The organism is Pseudomonas sp. GW821-FHT04C07 (assembly GCF_059420325.1).
The window spans coordinates 180,840-207,321 of sequence record NZ_JBWKTM010000010.1; the positions used below are offsets into that span (position 1 = coordinate 180,840).

The window sequence follows — 26,482 nt, forward strand, 5'->3', positions numbered from 1 at the left end:
CACAAACGCAAAAGGCCCGCTCGGTTAAACCGGCGGGCCTTTTTATTTGCTGATGAACTGCAGCGTAAGCAAGATCAAAGCAACCCATCGCTTTGCGCAAGCTCATCTGCCAGTGCAGTTTTGCTGGGAACACTCGACTTCCCCGGCTTGCTCAGCGTCGGCTCCTTCTCCAGGCACTCCACCAGATAGTCGATGAACACCCGCAGCTTCGGCGGCAAATAGCGCGTCGGCGAATGAAGAAGCCATGCTCCGCCGTGATACGAGGCGAGAAAGGTCCAGTCCGGCAGCACCTGCACGATCAGCCCCTGCTCCAGCGCATAACGCGCGGTGAAGTACGGCAAGCTGCCAATCCCGATATGCTGGAGCACCGCCTCCAGCCGCACACCGGTATGGTTAGCCGCATAGCGTCCACGCACCCCCACGGTTACCGCTTTGGTTCCCTGCCTGAACTTCCAGCGCGCATCACTCGGCGTCTCACCCAGATAAATACAACTGTGGCTGAGCAGGTCATGGGGATGGGTAGGTGTCCCGTGCTCGGCCAGATACTGCGGCGTCGCACACAACAAGTGCTCGATACTCAGCAACTGACGCCCCACCAGACCGGCCGGCGGTCGATCCGTGATGCGAATAGCGAGGTCTACGTTATCGTCGATCAGGTCCACGTTGCGGTCTTCGAGTAACAACTCCACATCGACCTTCGGATAGCGACGCAAAAACTCCGGCATGTGCGGATGAATAACAAATCGCCCTACCGCCTTGGGCACACTCACTCGCACCAGCCCCTCGGCCTCATGGGTGTACTGGCCGCTGATTTCCATCACCGACCTGGCCGCGCTGACCATCTCCTGGCAGCGCTTGAAGACCTCTTCGCCACCGTCGCTAAGCCGCAATTTTCGCGTGGTGCGCTGCAGCAGCCGGATGGCCAGCACCTTCTCCAGTCGCGAGATGCTGCGACTTACCGCTGAAGGCGACGAACCCAGTTGCCGGGCGGCTTCCGAGAAACTGCCGGTCTCGACAACTTTGACGAAAATCGCCATTTCACCCAGCAAAGGCAGTGGAAGATTTATGCTCACAACGCAAAAGTCCATTGATGTTTGAATGGATTATCACGCAATTCCGGCATCCATATAATAAAAATAGAAATTTCAACAAGAGCACGAGATATGACACCTCGCCTGTTTTTCCATAGCGATGACCTCGAAGCCAATGTGGAAGTCCTGGATTGCACGCCCCACGAGAACGAATTTTCCGTCACCTTGCGCGCAACGCCCTTCCACCCCCAAGGCGGTGGCCAGCCCTTCGATACAGGCTGGATCGGCGAAAGCCAGGTACTGCGCGTCACCCAGGAATCGCACCGGATCGTGCATTACGTCACCCATCCGGTAACGCCGGGAATAACGCAAGTACGGGTGGATGAGCAGCGTCGTCAGATCAACACCCGGATGCATTCGGCCGGCCATTTGATCGGCCACTTTGCCGAATCACTCGGCTGGATTCCGATCAAAGCCCACCACTGGCCCGGCGAGGGACGAATTACCTTCAAGCCGGGAGAAAGGCCACAGGACTTTGATGTCGACCCCCTGCAGACTGCATTGAATCAATGGATTGCAGATGACCTGCCGCGGCTGATTTCCCAGCGCGAGGGCACCCGCGAAATCGGTTTCGGCGAGCTGCCGGCATATGGCTGCGGCGGCACCCATGTACGTCGTCTACAGGAATTAGGCTCAGTCAAGATCGCTACCCTTTCGCAAAAGAAGGGAACGCTTTCAGTTCACTACAGCGTGGACTGATCCATTGGCGATATCGCTCCAGACGTAATGCTTGACGTCAAGCGTCTCGATACGACGCGCATAAAAAACTCGCCAATGAAGAAACACTCGCCATTCGCGTAAAGAGTCGAGCCTGTTTTTTTGTCGGCTATCGGGGCAATGCCTCACCCATTACTGACTGGAGTTGAAATGCTTTCGAACTACCTGGGCGAGTTTCTCGCACTGGCTACGATCCACTTTCTGGCAGTGGTCGCCCCTGGGCCGGACTTCGCAGTCACCATCCGTCAGAGCGTGCGCTACGGTCGGGTGGTCGGGTTGTACACAGCCATCGGGATCGGCGCAGGCATTTCGGTGCATGTGCTTTACACCTTGCTCGGGGTTGGCGCGCTGATGCACACCACACCGTGGTTGCTGAGCGTCGCCAGGGTCGTCGGCGGCGCCTACATCCTGTATCTGGGGGTGAGCCTGATGCGCAGTAAACCGAAAACCGCTGTTGACGGCAGCAATGCTGCGCCGGAGCAAATGGAACGTCAGACTTTACCCAAAGCCTTCATCACCGGATTCCTGACCAATGCCACCAACCCCAAGGCTACGCTGTTCTTCCTGGCGATCTTCACGACGGTCATCAGCGCTTCGACACCACTGACGATTCAGGCGCTTTACGGAGTCTGGATGTGTTTTGTAAATGCGCTGTGGTTCATCATTGTTGCGCTGTTCTTTTCCAGCGCCCGCGTGCGGTTGCTGTTCATGCGCATGGGTCACTGGTTTGAACGGACCATGGGTGTGATCCTGATTTTGTTCGCTGGGCGACTGATCCTGTCGATGTGATTGGACTCTCAATGCAAAAGGCCCGCTCAGCATGACTGGCGGGCCTTTTTGACATTGTCGCGTTCAGGCTGGATACAAAAGACGCACAAACAAAAACGCCGCTCAGAGAGCGGCGTTTTTGTATAAATGGAGCGGGAAACGAGACTCGAACTCGCGACCCCGACCTTGGCAAGGTCGTGCTCTACCAACTGAGCTATTCCCGCAAATGGCGTCCCCTAGGGGACTCGAACCCCTGTTACCGCCGTGAAAGGGCGGTGTCCTAGGCCACTAGACGAAGGGGACGCTGCCCGGAACATATGGTGTATGTTCCAGTGTCCAAAACCTTATCCGAAGACTTGGTTCTGGTTTCACCAGCCCTGCCCTAGAGCAAAGCTGCTTAAAAATGGAGCGGGAAACGAGACTCGAACTCGCGACCCCGACCTTGGCAAGGTCGTGCTCTACCAACTGAGCTATTCCCGCATTGGCGTCCCCTAGGGGACTCGAACCCCTGTTACCGCCGTGAAAGGGCGGTGTCCTAGGCCACTAGACGAAGGGGACACACCTACAACATTCACTACTTACTGCGTTTCGCTGTGTGCTTTACGCTGTAAGTGGCGCGCATTCTATGGATGGATTGGGAGGTCGTCAACCCCCAGATATAAATTTATTTAAATCAATGACTTCGCCATGGTTTTGGGGGCTGTTTCAGCCTTTTCCCCGCCCAGGCTTTGGCGCCTATATTCTGGCACCCGACAAGACGTTATAGTCCAACGCAGCAAATGATGGCAATGTGCATTCATCCAGCAACTACCGTTAATAGCGGCGCGACAGCGCGTTTCAACTCGTCGCACTGCCCTATGCGCTCAAATGCTAAGCCACTACACTCGCACGCAAACCCTATAAAGAGGTCTTAACGGTGACACCACTCATGATCACCCTGCTAGTAGTAGCCGGGATCGTAATACTGATCGCCATTGGCTACATGAACCATGTGGTGGAAAACAATAAGCTGAAAAAGGCGCGCACCAAGGTCGAACTCAACGACCGCCTGCGCCGTTGCGGCGAAATCACCGAGACCTTCCCCGGCCAGTTGATGACACCGGCACTCAAGCTGCTGCTGACCCGACTGGAGCTCAATGTCACTCAGCGCCTGTTGAACCTGAACAAATCCGACGCATCTACCAAGGCGCGGGTAACCGAACTCAACGCCATGGTCGCCCAGGGCGAATCGATTCCGGTCAACAATCCGCCGGCACCGATCCAGACCGAAGCCAAAGCCAAGGATGTGCGCTTTCTACTAGAAGCGCTGCACGGCCAGGTTACTCGGGCAGCACAGGACGGTTTCCTGCCAGCCAATGAGGCCAAGCACTGGATCAGAGAAGTTCGTCATATCCTGGTGTTGCTGCATATCGAGTTCTTCAACAACCTGGGGCAGCATGCCCTACAACAGGATCAACCTGGTCAGGCGCGCCTGGCGTTCGAACGCGGCGTGCAGTACCTGCGCAAGCAGCCGGATCCGGTGGTCTATAACGAGCAGCTCAAGTACCTGGAAAAACTCCTGGCGCGCGCCAACTCGATGGTACTGACCAACATTGAGCCGGTAGAAGGTGACGTCAACGAGTTGACCGAAGGCCTGAAGACAGTGGAAGCCGACGCTGACTGGAAGAAGAAAGCGATTTACGACTAAGAGATGTTTCCATTGTAGAAGCAGCCGGTCGACGCTCGATTGGTCCGGGCGGCGTTCCGACGATGGACTCAAGGGCAACGCGTTTATTCAGAAAACACGCGTTATCGTTAACGTCCATCGCGAGCAATCGAGCGTCGACCGGCTGCTCCTGCTACAACCGGAAATGCCCAACCATCCCCTTCAGCTCTGCCCCCAGCTGCGCCAGTTCGATGCTGGAGGCGGCGTTACCCTGCATTGCCAAAGACGATTGATCGGCACTGGCGCGGATGCTGGTGACACTGCGGTTGATCTCTTCGGCCACCGAACTTTGCTGTTCGGCCGCAGCGGCGATTTGCTGGTTCATCTGCTGAATCAATGACACCGCAACAGCAATGCTGCCCAGAGCGCTTTCGGTCTGCAACGCATCGCTGACGGCCAGTTTGACCAGCTCGCCACTGCTCTGAATTTGCTGCACCGACGAATGCGCGGCTGAACGCAAAGCGCTCACCAGTCGTTCGATTTCCTCCGTGGATTGCTGGGTTCGTTTGGCCAAAGCCCGCACCTCGTCGGCAACCACCGCAAAGCCTCTACCCTGTTCTCCCGCGCGTGCCGCTTCGATAGCTGCGTTGAGCGCCAACAGGTTGGTTTGCTCGGCCACACTTTTGATGACGCCAAGCACCGTACCGATGTTTTGTATTTGCGCACTGAGACTTTCAATGCTGGTGCTGGCCGAGGTGGCGGAGTCCGCGAGCTGCTCTATACGCTGCATGCTCTGACGGACAACCTGCTGACCGCTTTCAACTTTGTCGTCGGCCTTCTGTGCAGCCTGAGCTGCTTCTTCGGCGTTGCGCGCCACGTCATGCACAGTGGCAGTCATCTGGTTCATCGCCGTAGCGACCTGCTCGGTCTCTTCTTTTTGGCTGCTGACTTCGAGATTGGTCTGTTCGGTCACCGCCGACAGCGAATGAGCCGAACTCGCCAACTGCTCGATACCCGCCTGCAATCCACTGACGATATTGCTTAGCCCGGCACCCATCTGCTGCATCGCGAGCATCAACTGGCCAATTTCGTCACGACGCGTGACCTCCACCGTCGCACTGAGATCCCCCGCCGCTATTTGTTGAGCGACATGAATCACGCTACGCAGCGGCGCAACGATCAGACGGGTAATCACCCACGCGGCAATCAACCCGACCAGCAGCGCCAATGCCGAGGAGCCGATGATCAGCACCGAGTTCTTTTTAAGCTCCACCTGCATCGACTGATCTTCGGCTGCATAGGCCTGATCGACCCGCTCGACCACTTGCGCGGCACGCTCATGCAGTTGCTGGTAGACCTTTTTCTCCTGCACCAGCAAACCGGTGTATTCGGTAAGCTTTTCGCTGAAGCTGGCAATATGCCCGGCCACTTCGTTGAGGACTGTCTGATACCCCGCATCCTTGACCGTTGCCTTGAGCTGCTCGGCCTGGGTCAACGCCTGATCAGCCTGCTCGATCTTGCCTTGCTCCCCACTCTCATCTTCGCCCTTGCGGCTCTGATCCAGACGCATGCGAGCTTCGTTCATCGCCTGCAGCATCAGTCTGGATACCTGACTGACCTGATTGGCTTGCGCGATAAACTCTGCACCCTCCTTGCCCTGGGATTGCTTCAGTGTGTAGGCACCATCATCGGCAAGACCGGCCTGAAGTACATCGAGGTTATTGGCGACACTGGAAACCGACCAACTGGCCATTTCCAGCGCGAGATCCTTGGCCTGGGTCAGCTCGACGAACTCATCGAAGGCTTTGCGATAAGCCCCAAGCGCCTGTTCGACATCGTTCATCACCGGGACGTTGGCCGCCGACTGCGCCTTGAGTTGCGTCGCCAGCGCGATCAGACCGTCAACGCCCTCATGCAAGGCATCGGCGGTTTTCGAGTCGCCATGCAGCGCATAGTTCTGCTCCAGCAAGCGCACTTTAAGCAGGCCACTGTTGAGCGATGACATTTGTTTGAGACCATCGAAGCGATGACTGATCACCTGTAGGGACCACACGCCTATGGCTGCCACCAAAGCCGTCAGAAGCAATACCAGAAAAAACCCGATACCCAGTTTTTTCGCCATACCAAGGTTGGCAAAACGTCCTTGAGCGGCCGTAATCATTGCGCGTAGTCCCCTTCCAACACCGAATGGCATAAAGGCCATTTTCTGTTTGTGCAGATTCGCAATGGGCTGCCCTTGAGCACAAGTCTCCGGCGTCTGAATAATGGCAAAAAGCTACGCCAAGGTCGTTTTCAGGATGGTAGAGGTCGATCCGACAGAGTCGTGGCGCGGAAAAATGCCAAGGCCCGCGGGTCGTTGGCGTAGGCCACATTGATACGCAGCCAATTGCCTGGAGCACCGTCTGGATTGAACCCACCGCCAGGACAAAGCACTACACCAAGTTTGCCAGCCTGTTCGCGCACCCGAGCATAGTCGGACAACCCGGGCCGAGCCCAAATGAACATGCCACTGGCAGGTCTGCTGAACACTTCCCATTCGGCATCCTCCAGCGCTTGCAGAGTGACAAGCCTGTCTTTGTTCAAACGCTGACGCAGGCGTTGCGCCATCTTGCGATAGGCACCGGTGGCCAACAGGCTGGCCACCACCGCCTCACAAAATCGCGAAGCTCCGAGGCTGGTAATCATCTTCACCTCGGCCAGCCTGGCGATGATGGTAACGCTGGCGCTGATATAGCCGAGCCGTAGCGAGCTGCTGAGGGTTTTCGAGAAACTGGCGATGTAAATGACCCGCTCATTTGCATCCAGAGCCGCCAGGCGCGTGCAAGCGCCATTCTGGAAATCGGCATAGACGTCGTCTTCGACAATGAAGAAGTCATGGTGGGTCGCCAATTGCAGCAATCGCTGCGCCACCAATGAAGTCAGGCTGCTGCCGGTCGGGTTGTGGTACAGACTATTGATAAACAAAGCGCGAGGTTTATGTTTCTCCAGCACGCTGTCGAGCTCATCGAGGTCCGGCCCGCTACGCGCTCTGGGAACCTCAAGCAGCGTAATCCCATGAAGCCTCAGCAAACGATGGAGATTGGAGAAGCCCGGGGGTTCGATCACCACACAATCGCCCGGTTTGAGCAGTGTGCGCACCACCAGATCGAGGGCATGACTGGCGCCATGGGTGGTCAGGATTTGCTCCTCATCCACACAGATGTTGATCCGCTTCAGATGCTTTTGCAGTTGCTGGCGCAAGAGAGGCAAACCCAACGGCGTGCTGTAGTTGAATAACGCGCTCATGTCGGTGCGAATGAGCTGGCGAATCGCGTAACTGAGGTCATCGCTTTCTCGCCAGCTTTCAGGCAACCACCCGCACCCCAACCTCAACTCACCCGAAGGGCTGCCGGTGAAGCGACTCCACCCCGCCTCGACATTTTCATACCACTGAGCTTTATTCCGGGGCTGGAGCGCAGACACCTGTTCGCCGACGAAGAACCCGGAACCCTGCCGTGATACCAGCAACCCCTGAGCAACCATCCGCTCATAGGCTTCGATGACGCTGGACTGGCTGAGCAGATTGTCCCGGGCCAATTGCCTGACAGGAGGCAGACGCGTACCGGATTGCACGTTGCCCTGATAGATCCACGCAGCCAATGCGTTGACGATTTGCTGCACAACCGGCACGAGCGCCTGCCGATCAATTTTCAAATCCATGAATAGACGATCCCTGACTGTTTTTTCTGAAAACAGTTAAGCACAGGCACGCTGCTGGCAAGGGACGATAAGGCCTTGAAATCGCCCGCCCTAACCATTTGAAACACAACACCCGCCCCTTGGCTGACATGGCCAGTGCATCGTCACCGACATCCAGACAGATGGGATAGTCACGCGCCAGCGAAGAAGGTTTTCCACAGCAAAACGCCCCGGACCAGTAAGGTCCGGGGCGTTTAAGAGGTCAAAGACCCGGCATCCAGTGGATCGCAAGCTGCACCGCTTGAACAAGCAGCATTGCAGGGCAATAACCGGGTTTTATCGCTGTACCTGATCAGAGTTTCGCGGCGTGCCGTTGGTGACGCTCCATGTAGCGCTCCACATAGGAGCACGACGGAATGACCGTGTAGCCCATGCGGTCAGCGTACTCGAGCGCCTGCTCGGTCAGCGCGGCAGCTATACCGCGGCCACGCAATGCGTTGGGCACGAACGTCCGATAGATGTCCAGGGTTTGCTTACCCAGGTCCATATAGGTCAGGTAGGCACGATGACCGTCCACATTGGTCTCGAACTGATGACCAGCCTGGTCATGGTGGATGGACAACGCCTCGCTCATCACTACTCCTCGCGGGTCTTGGATTCTGACCACTACCTTACCGATGTTTTTCCGGCGAAGAAACATCTACTACGCCACCCCGTGCCTGTCTGGACACCGAGAAGAGCTTACCGATCCCGCACAGCCGAGCACGTTTCAAATAGTAGGCGCCATTATCGTAAATGCTCAAGGCGCGCTCGTCATCGTGTAGCTCCCGCTGGCGCAGCTCTGTATCACGTAGAGGTGGCCCGACCGAACACCCCCTGGTCGATAGCCTGTGCATTGCCGGATATTGAGACTTTATGACGAGCGCCCTGTCTTAAAGTCACCTCAACATGGACAAAGATACGTGAGCCGCTCCGCAATTTCTGAACACAAGTGTAGACCGATCAATATAGACCGACTTTCACCCACACTCCAAAACAGCCCCAGGCGGTAGCGAGCACTCATGATCCACTATGAAGCAGCTCGCCCAGCACGGGCCTCACAGCTGCATACTTTTTATACAGACTGATGAATAGTTGCTCGAAAAATATTCAAGGCCTAGAATATTTTTTGCTTCTTGCGCTACGTCAGTTTACTTACTACAAGTAATGGGTAGTATGTACGCCGGCTATTTCCTCACTCTGAAGAGATGGCTATTTAATAGAAAGTCCTTGAAGGGGAACCCGATGAACAACGTTCTGAAATTCTCTGCTCTGGCTCTGGCCGCAGTTCTGGCTACCGGTTGCAGCAGCGTATCCAAAGAAACCGAAGCACGTCTGACCGCTACTGAAGACGCAGCTGCTCGCTCCCAAGCTCGTGCAGACGAAGCGTATCGTAAAGCTGATGAAGCTCTGGCTGCTGCTCAAAAAGCACAACAGACTGCTGACGAAGCTAACGAGCGTGCTCTGCGCATGCTGGACAAAGCTAGCCGCAAGTAATAATCCCTCGGGATTGTTATCAAGCCGATCCATTCTTGGATCGGCTTTTTTATTGCCCGGATTTTCTGACGGCAATAAAAAACCGCCGAAGCTGTGAAGCCTCGGCGGTTTTTTTAGAGCGATTACTGTTGCAGATCAATCGGTATACTGGACACCAGCGGCGCATTGTTCGGTACTGCGATTTCTACCGGCATGCCATCTTCAGCGGCTACCACGTCGCGCACCACATCCCAGTTCATGCGCAGGTTATTGGCCAGGTCCTGACGCTTGAGCAAGGCGTTGATCACCGCGGTGTGCTTGTCGACTACTGACGGATTGCCTTTGTCATCCAGTGGCGTATGCGCTTCAAGATAGACCTTGCCGCCACTGATACCGAACTTGTACGGATCGTTGAGTATGCGTACCGACGTACCCACCGGCACCATGCCGGCCATTTCCAGGACGTTGTTGTTGTACATCCGGAAGCAGCCATGGCTGGTACGCATGCCAATGCCGAATTTCTTGTTCGAACCGTGGATCAGGTAACCCGGAGTCCCCAGAGTGAACTTGAACGGCCCCAGCGGGTTATCCGGGCCTGCTGGCACCACATTCGGCAACGGGTCGCCATCAGCAGCGTGCTCGGCCTTGATCGAAGCGGGAGGAGTCCAGGTCGGATTCGGAGTCTTCGCGATAATACTGGTGTGGGCGATCGGCGAGCCCCAGCCTTCACGACCGATACCCAGCGGGAAGGTGTAAACCACATTCCGGCCTTTGGGGTAGTAGTACATGCGATATTCTGCCAGGTTGATCACGATGCCTTCACGCGGGCCCGGCGGCAAAATGAAGCGCGTGGGCAGCACGACCTCAGTGCCCGCACCCGGCAACCATGGATCGACACCCGGGTTGGCCGCAACCATCTCCAGATAGCCCAGGTCGTAGGTCGTGCCCAGATCGGCAAAGGTATCTTCATACTTGGCCTTGACCACTTGCACCTGACCGACGACATCTTCGCCCGGCGGTGGTAAAGGCAGCTCCAATGCTGCAACGGGCCCCGCCACACACAGGGCGGCAAGAGACAGGTAACGGGTGACGGCAGGAAAACGCGGCAACATCCGGAAAATCCTTCGCATGATCAACGGGTAAGGGAGGGATTGTACACCGCCGCCCCCACCTTCGGGAGGCGGGGCGACGAGCTCCAGGTTGCACACAATTGGTGCAGGAGCTACCGCAGGTTCGGGCCGCCGATCTTTTCGCCTCTTACAGCTCGAAGCGCAACTCCGGCCAGATCGGCGACGTACCGCGTTTCTGTGATTCGAGGATTGCCCGACATAGCGAACACAGGCGCTGGTCCTGGAAGATCGTCCGGTCGACGCTCGACCAGCGCGGCTGCGCCGGCAACAAGGTGCCGCACAGTGTACGGTCGGCCGAGCCGCCCAACTCCAATTGACGCGTCACCAGATGCACCCGGACTTCCTGGCAGGCGAACAGATCCAGCTGTTCATCAGGCTCGATCAGTTGATAGGCAAACAGGGACCAGGCGGGACGCGGCATCGGGGGCTCCAAATCGGGGCGCCACATTAGCCGAAAGACTGCCAGTAGAAAAGTGTCAAAGCAGCGGTTTTAGCGTCGGCCAGACATTTTCCAGCAACTTGCCCTGGGCCACTGCCGCGGGATGTATGCCATCCGCCTGCATCAGCTCGGGAATCCCGCCCACCCCTTCGAGAAAAAACGGTACCAGCGGGATCTTTTTCTCCTCGGCGAGGTTGCTGTAAACCTCGGCAAAGGCCTTGGTGTAACGCGCACCGTAGTTGGGTGGCAACTGCATGCCCAGCAAGAGCACCTTGGCACCGCTGGCACGGGAGCTGTCGATCATCGATGCAAGATTTTGTTGCAATTGAGCGGGCGGCTGACCGCGCAGGCCGTCATTGCCGCCCAATTCAAGGATTACCAACTCAGGCTTATGCTCTACAAGCAGCGCTGGCAGGCGCGCCTGGCCGCCGGCACTGGTATCGCCACTGATGGATGCATTGACTACCTTATCGGTGAAGCCTTCGCTCTTGAGCCGTTGCTCGAGCAGGGACACCCACCCCTGGCGGGTATCCAGGCCGAAAGCCGCGCTGATACTATCGCCAACGATCAGGACAGTACCCGCCGCTGCGCTCTGGGCCATGCACATCAAGGCCAGGCCAGCACTTAAAAACCACACACGCATCGGACTCTCCATGGGCGCAAGCATTCTCACAGCGCGCAACCTTAGCAAAGTGGTTCCCAGCTCGGAAGGTGAACTGACCATCCTGCACGAACTCAGCCTGGAACTGAACACGGGCGATAGCCTGGCGATTGTCGGTGCCTCCGGTTCCGGTAAATCTACCCTGCTCGGCCTGCTGGCCGGTCTCGACCTGCCCAGCAGCGGTGAAGTCGTGCTCGCCGGTCGAGCCCTGAGCACCCTCGACGAAGATCAACGCGCACGGATCAGGGCCGAGCATGTCGGTTTCGTCTTTCAATCATTCCAGTTGCTCGACAGCCTCAACGCTCTGGAAAACGTCATGCTGCCGCTGGAGCTGGACGGCCGCAAGGACGCCCGCGAGCGCGCCAGAGAACTGCTTGAGCGGGTTGGCCTGGGTCAGCGACTCAGTCACTCACCACGCCAGCTCTCCGGCGGCGAACAGCAACGGGTCGCGATTGCCCGCGCGTTTGCTGCGCAGCCCACTGTACTGTTCGCCGATGAACCTACCGGCAACCTCGACAGCCACACCGGCGAGCGCATCAGCGACCTGCTCTTCGAACTCAATAAAGAAAGTGGCACGACCCTCGTACTAGTGACTCACGATGAACGCCTGGCACATCGCTGCCGGCGCCTGATCCGCCTTGAAGCCGGCCTGCTGGTCGCCCCACTGGAGCCTTGATGGCACACTTGCCGCTGTTGCGCCTGTTCAGCCTTGCCATCCGCCAATTGCTGCGCGATGCCCGTGCAGGTGAACTGCGGGTGCTGTTCTTCGCCATTCTGGTCGCCGTGGCGGCGAGTACCGCCATCGGCTATTTCGGCGCTCGTCTGAATGGCGCCATGCTGTTGCGCGCGACCGAGTTTCTGGGGGCCGACTTGCTGCTCGAGGGGAGCTCGCCAGCGCGCCCCGAACAGATTCAAAGCGGCATCGAACTGGGCCTCGAACATGCCCGGGTGGTTGAATTTTCCAGCGTCATCGCCACGGATAACGGCATTCAGCTTTCCAGTATCAAAGCCGTCGACAACACCTATCCGTTGCGCGGCGAGCTTAAAAGCGCCGTCGCCCCTTACGCCCCGGAAGAACCCGGGGGCGGCCCGAAACCCGGTGAAGCCTGGGTCGAGGCCCGCCTGTTGCCGGCGCTGAATCTGAAGATCGGCGACAGCATCGATGTCGGCATGAAAAACCTGCGCCTGACCCGGGTGCTGACCTACGAGCCGGATCGCGCCGGCAACTTCTACAGCCTGACGCCCAGGGTACTGATCAATCTGGCAGACCTTGAGGCCACTGGCGTGGTGCAACCCGGAAGCCGGGTCAGCTACCGTGAACTCTGGCGCGGCACAGCGCCCGCCCTGGAAAGCTATCGACAGTTGATCAAGCCCGGCCTGGCCGCCAATCAGCGATTACAGGATGCCCGCGACGGCAACCGGCAGATCGGTGGCGCCTTGGGCAAGGCCGAACGCTACTTGAACATGGCCAGCCTGGTGGCAGTGTTACTTTCCGGGGTGGCGGTCGCGCTTAGCGCCACTCGCTTCGCCACACGCCGATTCGATGCCAGCGCATTGCTGCGCTGCCTGGGTTTGTCTCGCCGGGAAACCATGCAGTTGTTCAGCGTGCAGTTGGCCGTACTCGGCCTGCTGGCCAGCCTCAGTGGTGCCCTGCTCGGCTGGCTCGCACAGCTGGGCTTGTTCTATCTGTTGCATGACCTGCTACCGTCCGATGTACCGCCCGGTGGCCTGCTGCCGGCGATCGCCGGGATCGGCACCGGGCTGGTGGCCTTGGCCGGGTTCGCTCTGCCGCCATTGGCCGCTCTGGGGCGTGTTCCACCGCTGCGCGTGTTGCGCCGGGACCTGCTGCCAATCCCCTCGAGCACCTGGATGGTCTATGGCACGGCATTGGCGGCCCTTGCGCTGATCATGTGGCGTTTGAGCCTGGACCTGGTGCTGACCTTCGCCCTGCTCGGTGGCGGGGTAATTGCCGCACTGGTGCTCGGTGGCCTGTTGCTGGTGGTGCTGCAAAGCCTGCGTCGATTGCTGGCTCGTGCTTCCCTGCCGTGGCGCCTGGGATTGGGTCAGTTGCTGCGCCATCCGCTGGCGGCAGCAGGGCAATCGCTGGCATTCGGTTTGATTCTGCTGTCGATGGCGCTGATCGCACTGCTGCGCGGTGAGTTGCTGGACACCTGGCAGAATCAGCTGCCCAAAGACGCCCCCAACTATTTCGCGCTGAATATCCTGCCTGCCGATAAAGACGCCTTCACCAATCGGTTGATTGAGCTATCTGCACAATCGGCACCGTTGTATCCGGTAGTACCCGGTCGGCTGATCAGCATCAATGGCGAACCGGCGCGGGAAATCGTCAGCAAGGATACCGAAGGTGATCGGGCCATCCAGCGCGATCTGAGCCTGACCTGGGCTGCCAATTTGCCAACGGGCAACATCCTCACGCAGGGCTCGTGGTGGTCGCAACAGCCTTCCGGTGATGTGCCGGGTGTTTCGGTCGAGGCCAAAGTGGCCGAAAGCCTGAAACTCAAGCTCGGCGATCATCTGATCTTCACCGTGGGTGGGGTCAATCGCGAAGCTCAGGTCACCAGCCTGCGTACGATCAACTGGGATAACTTTCAGCCAAATTTCTTCATGATCTTCCAGCCGGGAACCTTGAAGGATCTGCCTGCTACCTACCTGACCAGCTTTTATCTGGCTGCCGGTCATGATCAGCAGATCATCGATCTCGCGCGCGCCTTCCCGGCGGTGACCATTCTTCAGGTCGAAGCCTTGCTCGCGCAGCTGCGCAGCATCCTCGCCCAGGTCACGCTGGCGGTGGAGTATGTGCTGTTGTTTGTTCTCGCCGCGGGGATGGCGGTGCTGTTTTCCGGTTTGCAGGCGACCCTCGATGAACGCATTCGTCAAGGCGCACTGCTGCGGGCCCTCGGCGCGGAGCGACAACTGCTGGTCAAGGCGCGGCGTATCGAGTTCGGTCTGCTGGGTGCGGTCAGCGGCATGCTGGCAGCATTGGGGTCGGAGTTGGTGAGCCTGGTGCTGTACCGCTACACCTTCGATCTGGCCTGGCACCCGCATCCGTGGCTGCTGCTGTTGCCGGTAATCGGCGCGCTACTGGTGGGTGGTGCCGGGGTGTTCGGTACCCGACGGGCCCTGAACACCAGCCCCCTGACGGTCCTGCGCGAGGGTTGACTGGCTCGGGCCGCGCTCCTGAGCTGCGGCCCGTGCGACAACCTATTTCACGTATTCGATTTTGTTCACCCACCACTCCATGTCTCCATGGGGCGTAGGAACGACAACGTCGTCTCCGACTTCCTTCTTCAGCAACGCACGGGCCATGGGCGAATCGATGGAGATGTAATCCATGCGTTCATAAATCTCGTCGTAGCCGACTATTCGAAAACGCTTGGTTTCACCCTTTTCATTTTCAATCTCGACCCAGGCGCCGAAGAAAACGCGCCCCTCCTGTTCAGGTGAATACTCCACCACCCGCATATCTTCCAGGCGCTTGCGGATGTAACGGACGCGGCGGTCTATCTCCCTCAGCAGCTTCTTGTTGTATTGGTAGTCTGCGTTCTCGCTTCTATCGCCCAAGGAAGCCGCCCACGTGACTTTCCGGGTGGTGTCGGGACGCTTCTCTCGCCAAAGGTAATCCAGCTCCTTTTTAAGGGCCTCATGTCCTTCCTTCGTGATGATTTTCGTGCTCAATGGGTTGCTCGCTTTTCCTGGCGCGGATGCCAGCTTACCACTCAGAAGTTCGCTGAAAACCCGGGGGTCGCAGCAATTTCTTCGTCCTGATTACCCGCTCAAGCTTTCTCGACCAACGGATAAAGCGCCTCATCGAACTGCGACAAGCGCGGGAACTCGATAGGTTGGTCCTGGGCGATGTTTTCCAGGCGCTGCTGATAGCTATGCAGGAACTCCTTGCGCGCGTCGTCGCTGATGTACGGCACATGCCAGGCTACGAACGGCTCCAGCACATCGAACCCGACGTAGGCCAACGTGCCACGCAGGATCGGTCGCAACATGTCTTGCAGCGGGCCATGAATCGCACCGTCGCCGAACATGTGCTCACGGCCGCCCAGCGTCACCGTCACCAGTGCCTTCTTGCCACTGAGCCCGCCCTGATCGTAGAAACGTTTGCCGCCATAGCAGACGCCGGAAACCAATACCCGGTCGATCCAGCCTTTAAGCATCGCTGGCGCCGAGAACCAGAAAATCGGGAAGTTCAGAATCAGCAGATCGGCCCAAAGCAGCTTGTCCAGTTCCTGCTGGATATCCGCCGCCAGTGACTGGCTTTTGACCCCCAGACGCTGCTCCAGCGCATAGACCAGATAGTCCGGATTCTCCCGCGAGGAGAAGTCATCAGCGCTGGCCACCGGGTTCCAGTTCATGGCATACAAATCACTGACCTGCACCTGATGCCCCTGGGCTTTCAGGGTTTCTACCGCCTGTTCGCGCAAGGCGGCAGTAAAGGAGTTGGGCTCCGGATGGGCGTGGACGATCAATACATTCATAGGAGTTCCTTGGACGTTTTCAAACCTGGAAGGCGAAGGCTGGGCAACGGTCATGGCGAAATCACACCTGCATCGCCTTCACTTCAACAAACTCGGCCAACCCTTCTTCACCCCATTCGCGACCGTTGCCCGACTGTTTGTAGCCACCAAACGGCGCCTGATAGTTGAACGCCCCGCCGTTGATAAAGCACTGCCCGGCGCGCATTTGCCGCCCCAACCCGAGTGCACGCTCAGTGCTGCCAGCCCATACACCGCTGGACAGACCGAACGGCGAGTCGTTGGCCATTTGTATCGCGTGTGCTTCGTCCGTATAGGGAATCAGGCACAGCACCGGGCCGAAGATTTCTTCCTGAGCGATGCGCATCCGGTTGTCGACATCAGCAAACAGCGTTGGCTTGACGTAAAAACCGCGCTCGAACTCGTCAGCCGTTTCGCCGCCACACAGCAGGCGCGCGCCCTCTTGCTGACCGATTCGAATGTAGTCACGCACGGTGCGTCGCTGCGCCGCCGAGCACATCGGCCCCAGGAAACTCTGCGGGTCAAGCGGATCGCCCATACGCAGGCTTTGTGTCTCCGCCAGGGCCAGTTCCAACGCCTCGACGTAGCGGCTGGCGGGCAGCAGCATGCGAGTCAAGGCGGTGCAGGTCTGCCCGGAGTTGATCATCACGTCCTGCACGCCGTAGCGCACCGCGGCTGCCAGATCGGCATCTTCGCCGATCAGCAACGGTGACTTGCCGCCCAGTTCCAGGCATACCCGCTTGACCGAAGGCGCCGCCGCCTGCGCCACGCGTACGCCGGCGCCGGTAGAGCCAGTGAACGAGACCATGTCCACGTCCGGATGCCTGGCCAAGGCCTCACCGACCTTCGAACCCGGCCCGCTGACCAGGTTGAACACTCCGGCCGGCAGGCCGATGGCCTCGATCATTTCGGCCAGCAAGAAGGCGTGCAGCGGGGTTTCCTGACTCGGCTTGACCACCACCGTGCAACCGGCCGCCAGCGCCGGCGCGAGTTTGCCGATCAACTGATGCAGCGGGTAATTCCACGGATTGATGAAGGCGCAGACGCCGACCGGCTCGCGGATCACCAATGAGTTACCGACCTCGCGCACCTCATCCATCAACCCGGCGATTTCGATGTACTGCTCAAGTCCGGCAATCGGCCCGTCGACTTGCACCGAGCGGCACCACTGCACCGGCATGCCCAGTTCGGCGGTAATCACATCCGCCATCTCGTCTGCCCGCGCTCGCAGCTGATCGGCCAATCCGCGGATATAGGCTGCACGCACGCTGGACGAGGTCCGCGACCACGGACCGAAGGCCTTCCGTGCCGCAGCCACGGCGCGTTCGACATCACGCTCGTCACCCAATGGCACCACACCTGCGACCTGTTCGGTGGCCGGGTTGATCACCTCGGCCATGCCCTGACCAGAAGGCGTCTGCCAGGCGCCGTCAATAAAAAGAGCCGTGTATTCACGCATCAACCAGTATCTCCATCAATTCATTGGCACAGCGAGCGATCCGCCTGCAAGCATCACGCAATGGCCCGGTGTCCAGCACCAGCCCCAGGCGAATATGCCCGGCGGCGCTGGGCCCGAACGCTTCACCGGCCAGTACCGAGACACCGTGCCGATCCAGCAGGCGGTCGGCGAACGCCTGAGCGCTGAGCCCGGTTTCGCGGATATCGACCATCACAAACATGCCGCCATCGGGTTTCAATGCGCGAACGCCGGGGCAGTCCGCCAGGCATTCGCAGACCAGATCCCGGCGCTGGCGATAAGCCAGGCGCATGGCTTCCAGCTCCGGCAGTTGGGTTTCCAGCGCAACCACCGCGGCGTCCTGAATAAAATCCGGGGAGCCGTAGAGCATGCACAACGCGAGGTTTTCCAGATGCCCGGCGAGTGACGGCGGCGCGACCACCCAACCGACGCGCCAACCGGTCATGGCGTGGGATTTCGACAGGCTGTTGAGGGTTGCGGTGCGCTCGGCCATGCCCGGCAAACTGGCCGGGCTGATGTGTTCGCCCTCGAACAGCAACTCGCTATAGACCTCATCGGAAATCAGCCACAGATCATGAGCGATGCACAGCTCGGCCAGCGCCTGCCAGGTTTTGCGCGGCAAACTGGCGCCAGACGGGTTGTGTGGACTGTTGAGCGCCAACGCCCGAGTACGCGGCGTAATGCGCGCGGCGACGTCTTCGGGCAACACGCGAAAGCCGTTCTCGGAGCGCACCGGCACCGGAATCACCACCGCGCCGCAGGCACCGAAGACCGCTTCATAGGTGACGTACATCGGCTCGGCGACGATCACTTCATCGCCGGGATTGAGCACGCATTGCGCGACGCTGAACAACGCACACTGCGCACCGGCCAGCACAACGACCTGATCGGCATCGACCTGTTGGCCGCTGCGTTGCCGATGGCGTTTGGCGATGCTTTCTCGCAAGGCACGCTTGCCGCGCACCTCGGCGTAATGGGTATTGCCCGCCAGCAGGCTGTCGATGGCCGCTTGTACGACCGGCACCGGCGTATCGAAATCCGGGTCGCCCACCGATAGCAGCAAAATGTCTTTGCCCTGTTCCTGAAGCGCCAGGGCACGGTAATGAATTTCCCAGGCAGCCGCGCCGTCACCGGCGATACGTTGGGTCAGATCGGAAAAGCGCATGGTGATGTATTCCCTGTGTATGTTTTTAACCGACCAGAGCACAGGCGTGCTTGAGTTCGATGAGCGTCACACCGTTTCGGTTGAAACCGGCACGCAGTTCGGCTTGCAATTGATCCAGGTTCTGCGGTTGCGTCACGGTGCATCCGAAGGCACGGCCCAGCGCGGCGAAATCCGGGTTACGCGGCAGCACGCCAACAGGCTCGATATCCAGCCCGATCATGTCGTCGCGGATCTGCCCCAAGGCATCGTTGTTCCACAGCAGCACCACCAGCGGGCTGTCCAGCTCTTCCACGGCGGTTGCCAGCTCTTGCGCGGTGTAGAGAAAACCGCCGTCGCCGACCAACACCAGGCCAGGTCGGTTCGGCGCACCGAACTTGGCCCCGATACCCGCCGGCAAGCCGTAACCCAAAGTGCCGTAGCCGGTTGGGTGCAGCCAGCTGCGCGGCGCATTGCTACTGAACGCGTAATTGCCGGTGTAGGCCAGCTGGGTCATGTCGCTGCTGATAAACGCGTTGTCCGGCAATTCGGCCGAGACCCGGTCGAGGATCGCCTGATGGATCGACTGCAAGGCTCCGTGCCCGGCCTTGACCGCCTTACGCAACATGTCGACCGCTTGGATGGCGGCGCTGGCGTCGCGTGCGGGCTCGGACAGACGCGCCAGCAAGGCGGCCACGGTTTCTTGAGCATCGCCCTGCAAGGCCACCGCGCACGGGTAAAAATCGTTGAACTTGCGCGAGTCGATATCCACCCGTAACAGCTCGGCATTCAGCGGCAAACGCTCGCGCCAATAATCGGTGTCGGCCATTTCGGTACCGACCGCGAGCACCACATCAGCTTCGGCGATCAGCTTCCAGCCAGGTTCCACGCACAAGGTGGAGCCGGCATTCAGTGGCGCATTCGGCGCTAACAAACCTTTCCCTGCGACGCTGCTGAAAAACGGCGCAGCCAGCCGCGTACTCAACGCCTCAAGCGTTTGTGCTGCATTCAGCGCACCGCCACCGGCGATGATCATCGGGCGGCGCGCCGCTTGCAGTTTCGCCACCGCCTGATCCAGCACCTCGGCAGCCGGTACGCCGCGCCCTGGACGGCGCACCACTTCATGGCTCCAGTCACGCGTCACCGGCGCGGCCAGCACATCCAGTGGCACCGAAATATGCACCGGGCGCGGCCGCTCGCTGTCGAATACCGCATAAGCGCGGGCGATCAGTTCGGGCAAATCCTCGGCACTCAAGGCGACCGCCGAAAACGCCGTGATCGGCGCCGTCATGGCGCGCTGATCCTGGGTTTCGTGCAGGCAGCCCCAACCTTTGCCAAGACTGGCCGTATGGTTGACGCTGGAAATCACCAGCATCGGGATCGAGTCGGCGTAAGCCTGACCGATAGCGGTCGCGGCATTGGTCACGCCGGGACCGGTAATGATGAAGCACACGCCCGGTTTGCCGCTGACACGCGCATAGCCGTCGGCCATGAAACCGGCCCCTTGCTCATGACGGGTCAGCACATGACGAATGCCGCTGCCGGGCAAGCCGCGATACAGCTCCAGCGTATGCACGCCGGGAATGCCGAACACCGTGTCGACGCCGTAGTTGGCCAGCAGGCGCACCAGAGTCTGGCCGCCGGTCAAGGTTTTGCTTTGCATGTTCATATCCTCACGCTTGACCGAAGCGAATCAACGCATCGACCGCAGTCGTGCCTTGGGCACCGACCAATAATGGGTTCACATCGAGTTCGAGCAACTGCCCCGCGTTTTCACAGGCGTAGTCCGCCACAGCACGGATCGCTGCGACCAACGCATCCAGATCCGCCGCTTCACGACCGCGAAAACCTTGCAGCAATGGTGCGCTGCGCAGGCTCGACAACGCAGCGCGAATGGCGCCGTCGGTGGTCGGCAACAGCAGGCTGCGGCTGTCCTTGAGCAGTTCCACCAGAATCCCGCCAGTACCGATGACCAGCGCCAGCCCGAAGTGGGTTTCACGCTTGATACCGACGATCAATTCGGCCAACGGCGGCGTTGCCATGCGCTCCAGCAGTACTTGATCGAACGGCACCCCCGGTGCGTAGTCGGCAATCCGTGCGCGCATCTGTTCCAGCGCGTCGCTCAATGCCTGCGCATCGCGCAGGTTCAGCGCCACCGCACCGGCTTCAGTCTTGTGCGGCAATTGGGCACTGACAGCCTTGAGCACCAGTGGATAACCCAGCGAATTCGCCGCTGTCAGCGCGTCGCTTGGGGTACTCAGCAGGCCTTGCGGCGTCGGCAGGCCAAAGGCTCGCAAGGCTTGTTTGGACTGCCATTCATCCAGCAACTGCCCCTCACCTTCCAGCGCCTGTGGACAAATCGGCACCAACGCCGACTCTCCGCGTGCAAGCAATACCTGACGATTGTGCTGATAACCGGCAATCCGCCCCCACGCCGCCAAAGCATCTTCCACGCCTTGCAACGCCGCCACGCCATGGGCATGCAAACGCTCGCGGGCGCTGGCCGCAAGCAGCTCGGGAAAGGCTGAAGTGACGAAACCGGTCTTGCCGTGACGGGTCAACGCCGCGCAATACAGTTCCAGCAGCAGATCACATTCCTTGCGCTCGCCGGTCGCCTCAGAAGGGTAATCGAGCACCAACATCGCGGCGTCGGCTTCGGTGCGCAGGGCGCTATCAAGCATCTTGTCCAGCGCTTCGCGGTTGCCCCATATCGCCGTGGTGAAATCCAGCGGATTGACCAGGTTGGCGTAGCTGGGCAGCACTTGATCCAGCTCGAGCCGCTGGCTTTCGTCGAGTGTGGGCAGGCTCAAATCGTTGCGTTCGGCATAGTCGGCGATCAGCCCGGCATCACCACCGGAACAGGCCAGCGCGATCAGACTCTTGCCAGCCGGTAAATTGCCACAGGCCGCGGCTTTTAGGGTCTCGACAAAACTCACCGGACCACTGACGCGAATCACCCCCAGGCGATCGAACAGGCTGTCGTACAGCGCATCGGAACCGGCCAGCGAACTGGTATGGCTGAGGGCCAATTCAGCACCGAGCTGCGACACACCGGTTTTCAGCGCGATGATCGGAATGCCCTTCTCCAGCGCCTTGTGCGCCGCGCGGGCAAAGCCTGGAACGTTTTTCAATCCTTCCAGATGCAAGCCGATTGCCGTGACGCGCGGCTCGTCGAGCAACACATCCATCAGCTCGGCGATGCCCAATTGCGCCTGGTTGCCGACTGAAGCCATGTAGGCCACCGGCAACGAGCGATCACTCATGGACAGGTTGTAGGCAAAATTGCCGCTCTGGGTCAGTACCGCCACGCCTTTCTCGACCGTCTTGCCGCCATGGGCAACCGGCCACAGCGCGCAACTGTGCAGGTAATCGAGCAAGCCATAGCAGTTGGGGCCGAGCAAGGCCATGTCGCCGGCGGCCTTGAGCAGCTGATCTTGCAAGGCCTGGCCTTCAGCGCCGGTCTCGGCAAAACCCGATGCGTAGCAAATCGCTCCGCCTGCACCTTTGACCGCCAACTCGGCGACGCAGGTCAAGGTCAGTTCGCGGTTGGTGGCAATGAACACCGCGTCCGGGCCGCACGGCAGTTCTGCCACGCTGCGCACACACGGCACGCCTTCAAGGCTGTCGTGTTGCGGGTTGACCAGCCACATCTGGCCCTGGTAGCCGCCTTCAGCACAGCGCTTGAGCGAACGGGCCATGCTTCGGCCGCCGACAAACGCCAGGTGGCGCGGCGCGAGCAGGCGTTTGAGGTTGTCGCGAATGTGTTGGGACATAACCGTTCTCCGACCCGATCAGCGCAGCAGCGGCCGCAGTAGCTCGCGGGAAATGATGTGGCGCTGAATCTCCGAGGTGCCTTCCCAGATCCGTTCGATCCGGGCGTTACGCCAGATGCGCTCCACCGGACCTTCGTCCATCAAGCCCATCCCCCCGAATATCTGAACCGCCTCGTCAGCCACGCGACCGAGCACTTCACTGGCGAACAGTTTGGCCATCCCGGCTTCGCCGTCAGTCATGGAGCCCTGATCCATTTTCCAGGCGGTGTGCAGGGTCAACAGCTCGGCCGCGCGGATTTGCGTGGCCATGTCGGCCAGCTTGAACGACACCCCCTGATAGGTACCGATGGGTTGACCGAACTGCTTGCGATCCGCCGCCCATTGCAGCGACACGTCCAGCGCACGCTGGGCCTGACCGACGCAGTTGGCGGCAACCATCACCCGCCCGGCGGTCAGCCAGGCGTTGGCCACGTCCCAGCCCTTGCCGACTTCGCCCAGCACTTTGGAGGCGGGTACGCGGCAATCGTCGAAGAACATTTCATAGGTGTGATAACCGCGGTTGCTGACGCACTTGGGCCCACGGCGAATGGTCATGCCCGGCGTGTCGCGGTCGACCAGGAACGAGGTTACGGCATTGCGCTTGCGACCGTTGTGTTCGTAGGTATCGGTCACGGCGAAGACAATGGCGAAATCGGCGTGCCCGGCATGGCTGATGAAGTGTTTGCTGCCGTTCAACACAAAGTCGTCGCCCTCACGCACCGCGCGGGTCTTGATGGCATTGGCGTCAGAGCCGGCGCCCGGTTCGGTCAGGGCGAAGCAGTCAATCTTTTCACCCTGGATGCACGGCAACAGATAGTCCTGAATCTGCTGGCCGGTGCAAGCCATGAGGATTTTCGACGGACGTGCGACAAACACATGCAGCGCCCACGACACCTTGGACAGCTCGCGTTCGATCAGCGCCTGGGACAGGTAGTCGAGCCCGCCGCCGCCGACCTCTTCCGGCATGTTGAAGGCATAGAAACCCGCCGCCACAGCTTTGCCGCGAATCTGTGCGGCCAGCTCCGGAGAGACTTCATCGGCGCGATCGACCGCTTCTTCATGGGGCAGCAGTTCCTTGGCGACAAAACTGCGAACCGCATCCACCAACATTTCTTGTTCTTGGGTCAGCTGGAAATTCATTGCGCTACCTGCTCTTCGATAACCGAGTATTCGATGACGTTCTATTCGTTGGCTGGAGAGCCCGCCTGGTCGTCGACCCTGTTTGGCCGACCTATTTACCGACAAAGGCCGGCGCGCGTTTTTCCATCGCCGCACGCAACGCTTCGGCGCCGTCTTCACTGCGACCGCAGAGCAAACCGGCGGCGAGTTCCGCGCTCAGTTGTTCAGGCAAGCTGCGCTGGGCGCCTTCACGCATCAGTTTCTTGGTCTGGGCGAAGGCGAAGGTCGGGCCGCTGGCCAGACGCGCGGCCAGTTCGCCGGCCACGCTCAGCAGTTGCTCATCGGCACACACTTCACTGACCAGGCCTGCCGCCAAGGCGCGATCGGCGCCCCAGAGTTCATCGAGGAACAACAGACGCTTGGCCTGCTCGACACCGATCAGACGCGGCAGATGCCAGCTGGCACCGGCATCCGGCGAATACGCCATGCTGGTGTAACCGGCCTTGAACCGGGCGGACTGCGCGGCGAGACGCACATCGCAGCACAGCGTCAAATCCATCCCGGCGCCGACGGCGGTGCCATTGATCGCGGCGATGGTGGGTTTATCGAGGCTGTGCAGACGGCTCATCATGGCGTGGGCGGTTTCTGTCCAGCCGTAGCTTTCCAGTGCGCCACGTGCCTCGGCTTCAGCCCATTCAGCGAGATCGGCGCCGGCGCAAAAACTGCGGCCAGTGCCGGTCAAAACGACGACCCGCACAGCAGGATCCGCGTTGAATTGATCGAGCAAGGCGTGAAGGCTTTTCAGCGTCGGGATATCCAGCGCATTGCGTTGTGGTGCGCGGTTGAGGGTGATCCAGGCAACGCCCGCTTCGACCTGACTGAGCAGAGAAGATTGAGTAGTCATACGAGTCCTCGAATTATTGTGATTGACGACATGGCACTCATACTAAACGACTGTTCAGTAAGGCGGCAATCCTGCGGCCAAGGGGTCTGTAACAGCCCTTAAAATTAAATAACTTATTGTTTTAAAAGAAAAAAATTATAGATTTCGAATATCCGCCGAAAAAGCTGTTACATCTTTGAACAACTGACCACGGCGGCTGCTTGCGATTGAGGAATCTGGGGGATGATGAAATGCAGGAGCGAGCTTGCTCCGGGCGGCGTTCCGACGATGACGACATCACATTCAACGGGGATGTTGACTGTCAGTCCGCTATCGCGAGCAAGCTCGCTCCTACAGGTTTTTTGTTTGTTGGCTCAAACCGTTGGCAGGGCCTGCGCCAGAGCCGCTTGACGTTTACGGTTGGTCATGAAGTAAGCGCCGTAGCAGATGGCGATAAAACCAAAGCCCCAATACAGCGACGGACGTTGGGTCTCGTCGAGGGCCAGGAAGACGAACAGCGAGCAGCACAAAGCGATGCACAGCAGCGGCAGGAACGGGAACCACGGCGCACGGTATTTCAAATCGCTGAGTTTGCCGCCGCCCTTGATGTACGCACGGCGGAATTTGTATTGCGCCAGGGCGATCACGATCCAGGTCACAGTGCCGGACATGCCGCTCACGGCCATCAGCACCATGAACAGGGTGTCGGCAGCGACGAAGCTGGTCATCAGCGACACCAGCGCAAAGCACAGGGTGATGCTCAGAGCACGCAACGGCACGCCGCGAGAGCTCAATGGCGACAGGCTTTTGGGTGCCATACCGGTTTTCGACATGGCCCAAAGGATCCGCGTCGAAGCGTACAGCCCCGAGTTACCGACCGACAGAATCGCCGTCAGGATCACGAAGTTCATCAGGTCCGCGGCGTAAGGAATGCCGACCATGTCGAACACCTGCACGAACGGGCTTTCCATCAAGCCGGCCTGGTGCCATGGCACGATGGCCGACAGCACCACAATCGCCAGCACATAGAAGATCAGCACGCGGAACACCACGTTGCGCACAGCCCTGGGAATACTTTTCTCCGGCTGATCGGTTTCGCCAGCGGCAACCCCCATGATTTCGCAGCCCTGGAAGGCGTACACCACGGTCATCATCACCGCGAACACCGCAGAGAGCCCGTTGGGGAACAGCGAGTCACCGATCAGATTGGTCATCATCGGCGCCGGGGCACCACTGGTCAGCGGTATCGCGCCGAAAATCACCAGCACGCCAACGATGATAAAGCCGAGGATTGCCGCCACCTTGATGCCGGAGAACCAGTATTCCGCTTCACCGAAAGCACGGGTCGCCAAGGCGTTCAGCCCAAACAACACCACCACGAACAGCGCCGACCAGTACCAGATGGGGATGGTCGGGAACCAGCGCACCATCAACATGCCCGCCGCGGTGAATTCCAGACCGACTGTGGTTGCCCAGCTCATCCAGTAAACCCAGCCAATCATAAAGCCGGTGGCAGGCCCGATGTACTTGGTGGCGTGGGTCTGGAAGGATCCGGAAACCGGCATTTCCACCGACAGCTCGCCGAGGCAGACCATCACCAGATACATCAGAAAGCCGGCCACCAGGTAAGCCAGAATGGCGCCCACTGGCCCGCCCTGGTTGATGGTGACACCCGAGCCCATGAACAGCCCCGTGCCGATGACCCCGCCCAGCGACAGCATGAAAATGTGCCGGCTTTTCAAGGCTCGGGTCAGGTGTACGCCTTTTCGTTCGATAGATTCGCTCATGACGGCACCTCTTAAAACTGGGCGAGGTGCGCGGTGGATGACAGGAGGTCATCGCGCGGGGAAAGATCAGCTTTACGGCAGTTCATTATTATTATC

General features: G+C 59.4%; 21 protein-coding genes, 4 tRNA genes and 2 pseudogenes. 6 read left to right on the forward strand and 21 right to left on the reverse strand.

The window, feature by feature from the left end:
- Positions 1-74: 74 nt before the first annotated feature.
- Complete coding sequence (locus AC07UI_RS19375) at positions 75-1,073, reverse strand: LysR family transcriptional regulator (RefSeq protein ID WP_494994025.1); 999 nt, start codon at positions 1,071-1,073, stop codon at positions 75-77.
- A gap of 90 nt (positions 1,074-1,163) precedes the next feature.
- Between AC07UI_RS19375 and AC07UI_RS19380 the strand changes: the two genes are divergently transcribed.
- Positions 1,164-1,790 (forward strand): alanyl-tRNA editing protein, encoded by a 627-nt coding sequence (locus AC07UI_RS19380; protein ID WP_494994026.1) that lies wholly within the window; start codon positions 1,164-1,166, stop codon positions 1,788-1,790.
- Between the two features lie 168 nt (positions 1,791-1,958).
- Positions 1,959-2,597 (forward strand): LysE family translocator, encoded by a 639-nt coding sequence (locus AC07UI_RS19385; RefSeq protein ID WP_494994027.1) that lies wholly within the window; start codon positions 1,959-1,961, stop codon positions 2,595-2,597.
- Between the two features lie 127 nt (positions 2,598-2,724).
- On the opposite strand, the gene AC07UI_RS19390 is transcribed toward AC07UI_RS19385, so the two are convergent.
- The 4 genes from AC07UI_RS19390 to AC07UI_RS19405 all read right to left on the reverse strand — a co-directional run bounded on the left by AC07UI_RS19390 (position 2,725) and on the right by AC07UI_RS19405 (position 3,134).
- Positions 2,725-2,800: transfer RNA gene (locus tag AC07UI_RS19390), tRNA-Gly, on the reverse strand.
- 3 nt (positions 2,801-2,803) lie between these two features.
- Positions 2,804-2,879: transfer RNA gene (locus AC07UI_RS19395), tRNA-Glu, on the reverse strand.
- A gap of 101 nt (positions 2,880-2,980) precedes the next feature.
- Positions 2,981-3,056: transfer RNA gene (locus AC07UI_RS19400), tRNA-Gly, on the reverse strand.
- Between the two features lie 2 nt (positions 3,057-3,058).
- Positions 3,059-3,134 (reverse strand) — tRNA-Glu (locus AC07UI_RS19405).
- A 358-nt stretch (positions 3,135-3,492) separates the two neighbouring features.
- Here AC07UI_RS19405 and AC07UI_RS19410 point away from each other — a divergent pair.
- Positions 3,493-4,263 (forward strand): hypothetical protein, encoded by a 771-nt coding sequence (locus tag AC07UI_RS19410; RefSeq protein WP_494994028.1) that lies wholly within the window; start codon positions 3,493-3,495, stop codon positions 4,261-4,263.
- A gap of 151 nt (positions 4,264-4,414) precedes the next feature.
- Here the strand turns inward: AC07UI_RS19410 and AC07UI_RS19415 are convergent, their stop codons facing one another.
- The 4 genes and pseudogenes from AC07UI_RS19415 to AC07UI_RS19430 form a co-directional block, all read right to left on the reverse strand.
- Positions 4,415-5,296: a methyl-accepting chemotaxis protein gene (locus AC07UI_RS19415; RefSeq protein ID WP_494994082.1), complete on the reverse strand. Its 882-nt coding sequence runs from the start codon at positions 5,294-5,296 to the stop codon at positions 4,415-4,417.
- Positions 5,276-6,424, reverse strand: a pseudogene (locus AC07UI_RS19420) (HAMP domain-containing protein); the annotation flags it as partial. The pseudogene AC07UI_RS19420 and the gene AC07UI_RS19415, both read right to left, overlap by 21 nt.
- Before the next feature lie 72 nt (positions 6,425-6,496).
- Positions 6,497-7,920, reverse strand: a pseudogene (locus AC07UI_RS19425) (aminotransferase-like domain-containing protein).
- Between the two features lie 331 nt (positions 7,921-8,251).
- A complete protein-coding gene (locus tag AC07UI_RS19430; RefSeq protein ID WP_007931380.1) occupies positions 8,252-8,533 on the reverse strand; it encodes a GNAT family N-acetyltransferase in 282 nt (93 codons plus the stop codon).
- Between the two features lie 650 nt (positions 8,534-9,183).
- On the opposite strand from AC07UI_RS19430, the gene oprI reads away from it, so the two are divergent.
- Positions 9,184-9,435 (forward strand): outer membrane lipoprotei OprI, encoded by a 252-nt coding sequence (gene oprI, locus AC07UI_RS19435; RefSeq protein ID WP_002553018.1) that lies wholly within the window; start codon positions 9,184-9,186, stop codon positions 9,433-9,435.
- A 122-nt stretch (positions 9,436-9,557) separates the two neighbouring features.
- Here oprI and AC07UI_RS19440 read toward each other — a convergent pair whose 3' ends face one another.
- The 3 genes from AC07UI_RS19440 to AC07UI_RS19450 all read right to left on the reverse strand — a co-directional run bounded on the left by AC07UI_RS19440 (position 9,558) and on the right by AC07UI_RS19450 (position 11,626).
- Positions 9,558-10,526, reverse strand: coding sequence for a L,D-transpeptidase family protein (locus AC07UI_RS19440; protein WP_494994029.1), 969 nt, complete (start codon positions 10,524-10,526; stop codon positions 9,558-9,560).
- A gap of 145 nt (positions 10,527-10,671) precedes the next feature.
- The gene (locus AC07UI_RS19445; RefSeq protein WP_494994030.1) at positions 10,672-10,965 is read right to left on the reverse strand and encodes a hypothetical protein; all 294 of its coding nucleotides are present in this window, start codon (positions 10,963-10,965) and stop codon (positions 10,672-10,674) included.
- Positions 10,966-11,020: 55 nt separating this feature from the next.
- A complete protein-coding gene (locus AC07UI_RS19450) occupies positions 11,021-11,626 on the reverse strand; it encodes an arylesterase (RefSeq protein ID WP_494994031.1) in 606 nt (201 codons plus the stop codon).
- A gap of 10 nt (positions 11,627-11,636) precedes the next feature.
- On the opposite strand from AC07UI_RS19450, the gene AC07UI_RS19455 reads away from it, so the two are divergent.
- Positions 11,637-12,320, forward strand: coding sequence for an ABC transporter ATP-binding protein (locus AC07UI_RS19455; protein WP_494994032.1), 684 nt, complete (start codon positions 11,637-11,639; stop codon positions 12,318-12,320).
- Positions 12,320-14,824, forward strand: coding sequence for an ABC transporter permease (locus tag AC07UI_RS19460; protein ID WP_494994033.1), 2,505 nt, complete (start codon positions 12,320-12,322; stop codon positions 14,822-14,824). The genes AC07UI_RS19455 and AC07UI_RS19460 overlap by 1 nt, the downstream gene beginning before the upstream one ends.
- 42 nt (positions 14,825-14,866) lie before the next feature.
- On the opposite strand, the gene greB is transcribed toward AC07UI_RS19460, so the two are convergent.
- The 9 genes from greB to AC07UI_RS19505 form a co-directional block, all read right to left on the reverse strand.
- Positions 14,867-15,340, reverse strand: coding sequence for a transcription elongation factor GreB (greB, locus tag AC07UI_RS19465; RefSeq protein ID WP_494994034.1), 474 nt, complete (start codon positions 15,338-15,340; stop codon positions 14,867-14,869).
- Positions 15,341-15,438: 98 nt separating this feature from the next.
- Positions 15,439-16,149 carry an NAD(P)H-dependent oxidoreductase gene (locus AC07UI_RS19470; protein ID WP_494994035.1) on the reverse strand — a complete coding sequence of 237 codons (711 nt, stop codon included), beginning with the start codon at positions 16,147-16,149 and terminating at the stop codon, positions 15,439-15,441.
- Between the two features lie 61 nt (positions 16,150-16,210).
- Positions 16,211-17,626, reverse strand: a complete 1,416-nt coding sequence (locus tag AC07UI_RS19475) for an aldehyde dehydrogenase family protein (protein ID WP_494994036.1) — start codon at positions 17,624-17,626, stop codon at positions 16,211-16,213.
- A complete protein-coding gene (locus AC07UI_RS19480) occupies positions 17,619-18,809 on the reverse strand; it encodes a pyridoxal phosphate-dependent aminotransferase (protein ID WP_494994037.1) in 1,191 nt (396 codons plus the stop codon). Before AC07UI_RS19480 ends, AC07UI_RS19475 begins: the two co-directional genes overlap by 8 nt.
- 25 nt (positions 18,810-18,834) lie before the next feature.
- The gene (locus AC07UI_RS19485) at positions 18,835-20,448 is read right to left on the reverse strand and encodes a 5-guanidino-2-oxopentanoate decarboxylase (RefSeq protein ID WP_494994038.1); all 1,614 of its coding nucleotides are present in this window, start codon (positions 20,446-20,448) and stop codon (positions 18,835-18,837) included.
- A gap of 10 nt (positions 20,449-20,458) precedes the next feature.
- Entirely contained in the window at positions 20,459-22,558 is a 2,100-nt protein-coding gene (locus AC07UI_RS19490) for an acetate--CoA ligase family protein (RefSeq protein ID WP_494994039.1), read from the reverse strand.
- 18 nt (positions 22,559-22,576) lie between these two features.
- Positions 22,577-23,737: an acyl-CoA dehydrogenase family protein gene (locus AC07UI_RS19495; RefSeq protein WP_494994040.1), complete on the reverse strand. Its 1,161-nt coding sequence runs from the start codon at positions 23,735-23,737 to the stop codon at positions 22,577-22,579.
- A 91-nt stretch (positions 23,738-23,828) separates the two neighbouring features.
- A complete protein-coding gene (locus AC07UI_RS19500; RefSeq protein WP_494994041.1) occupies positions 23,829-24,620 on the reverse strand; it encodes an enoyl-CoA hydratase/isomerase family protein in 792 nt (263 codons plus the stop codon).
- 353 nt (positions 24,621-24,973) lie between these two features.
- Positions 24,974-26,386, reverse strand: coding sequence for an amino acid permease (locus AC07UI_RS19505; RefSeq protein WP_494994042.1), 1,413 nt, complete (start codon positions 26,384-26,386; stop codon positions 24,974-24,976).
- Positions 26,387-26,482: the final 96 nt, after the last annotated feature.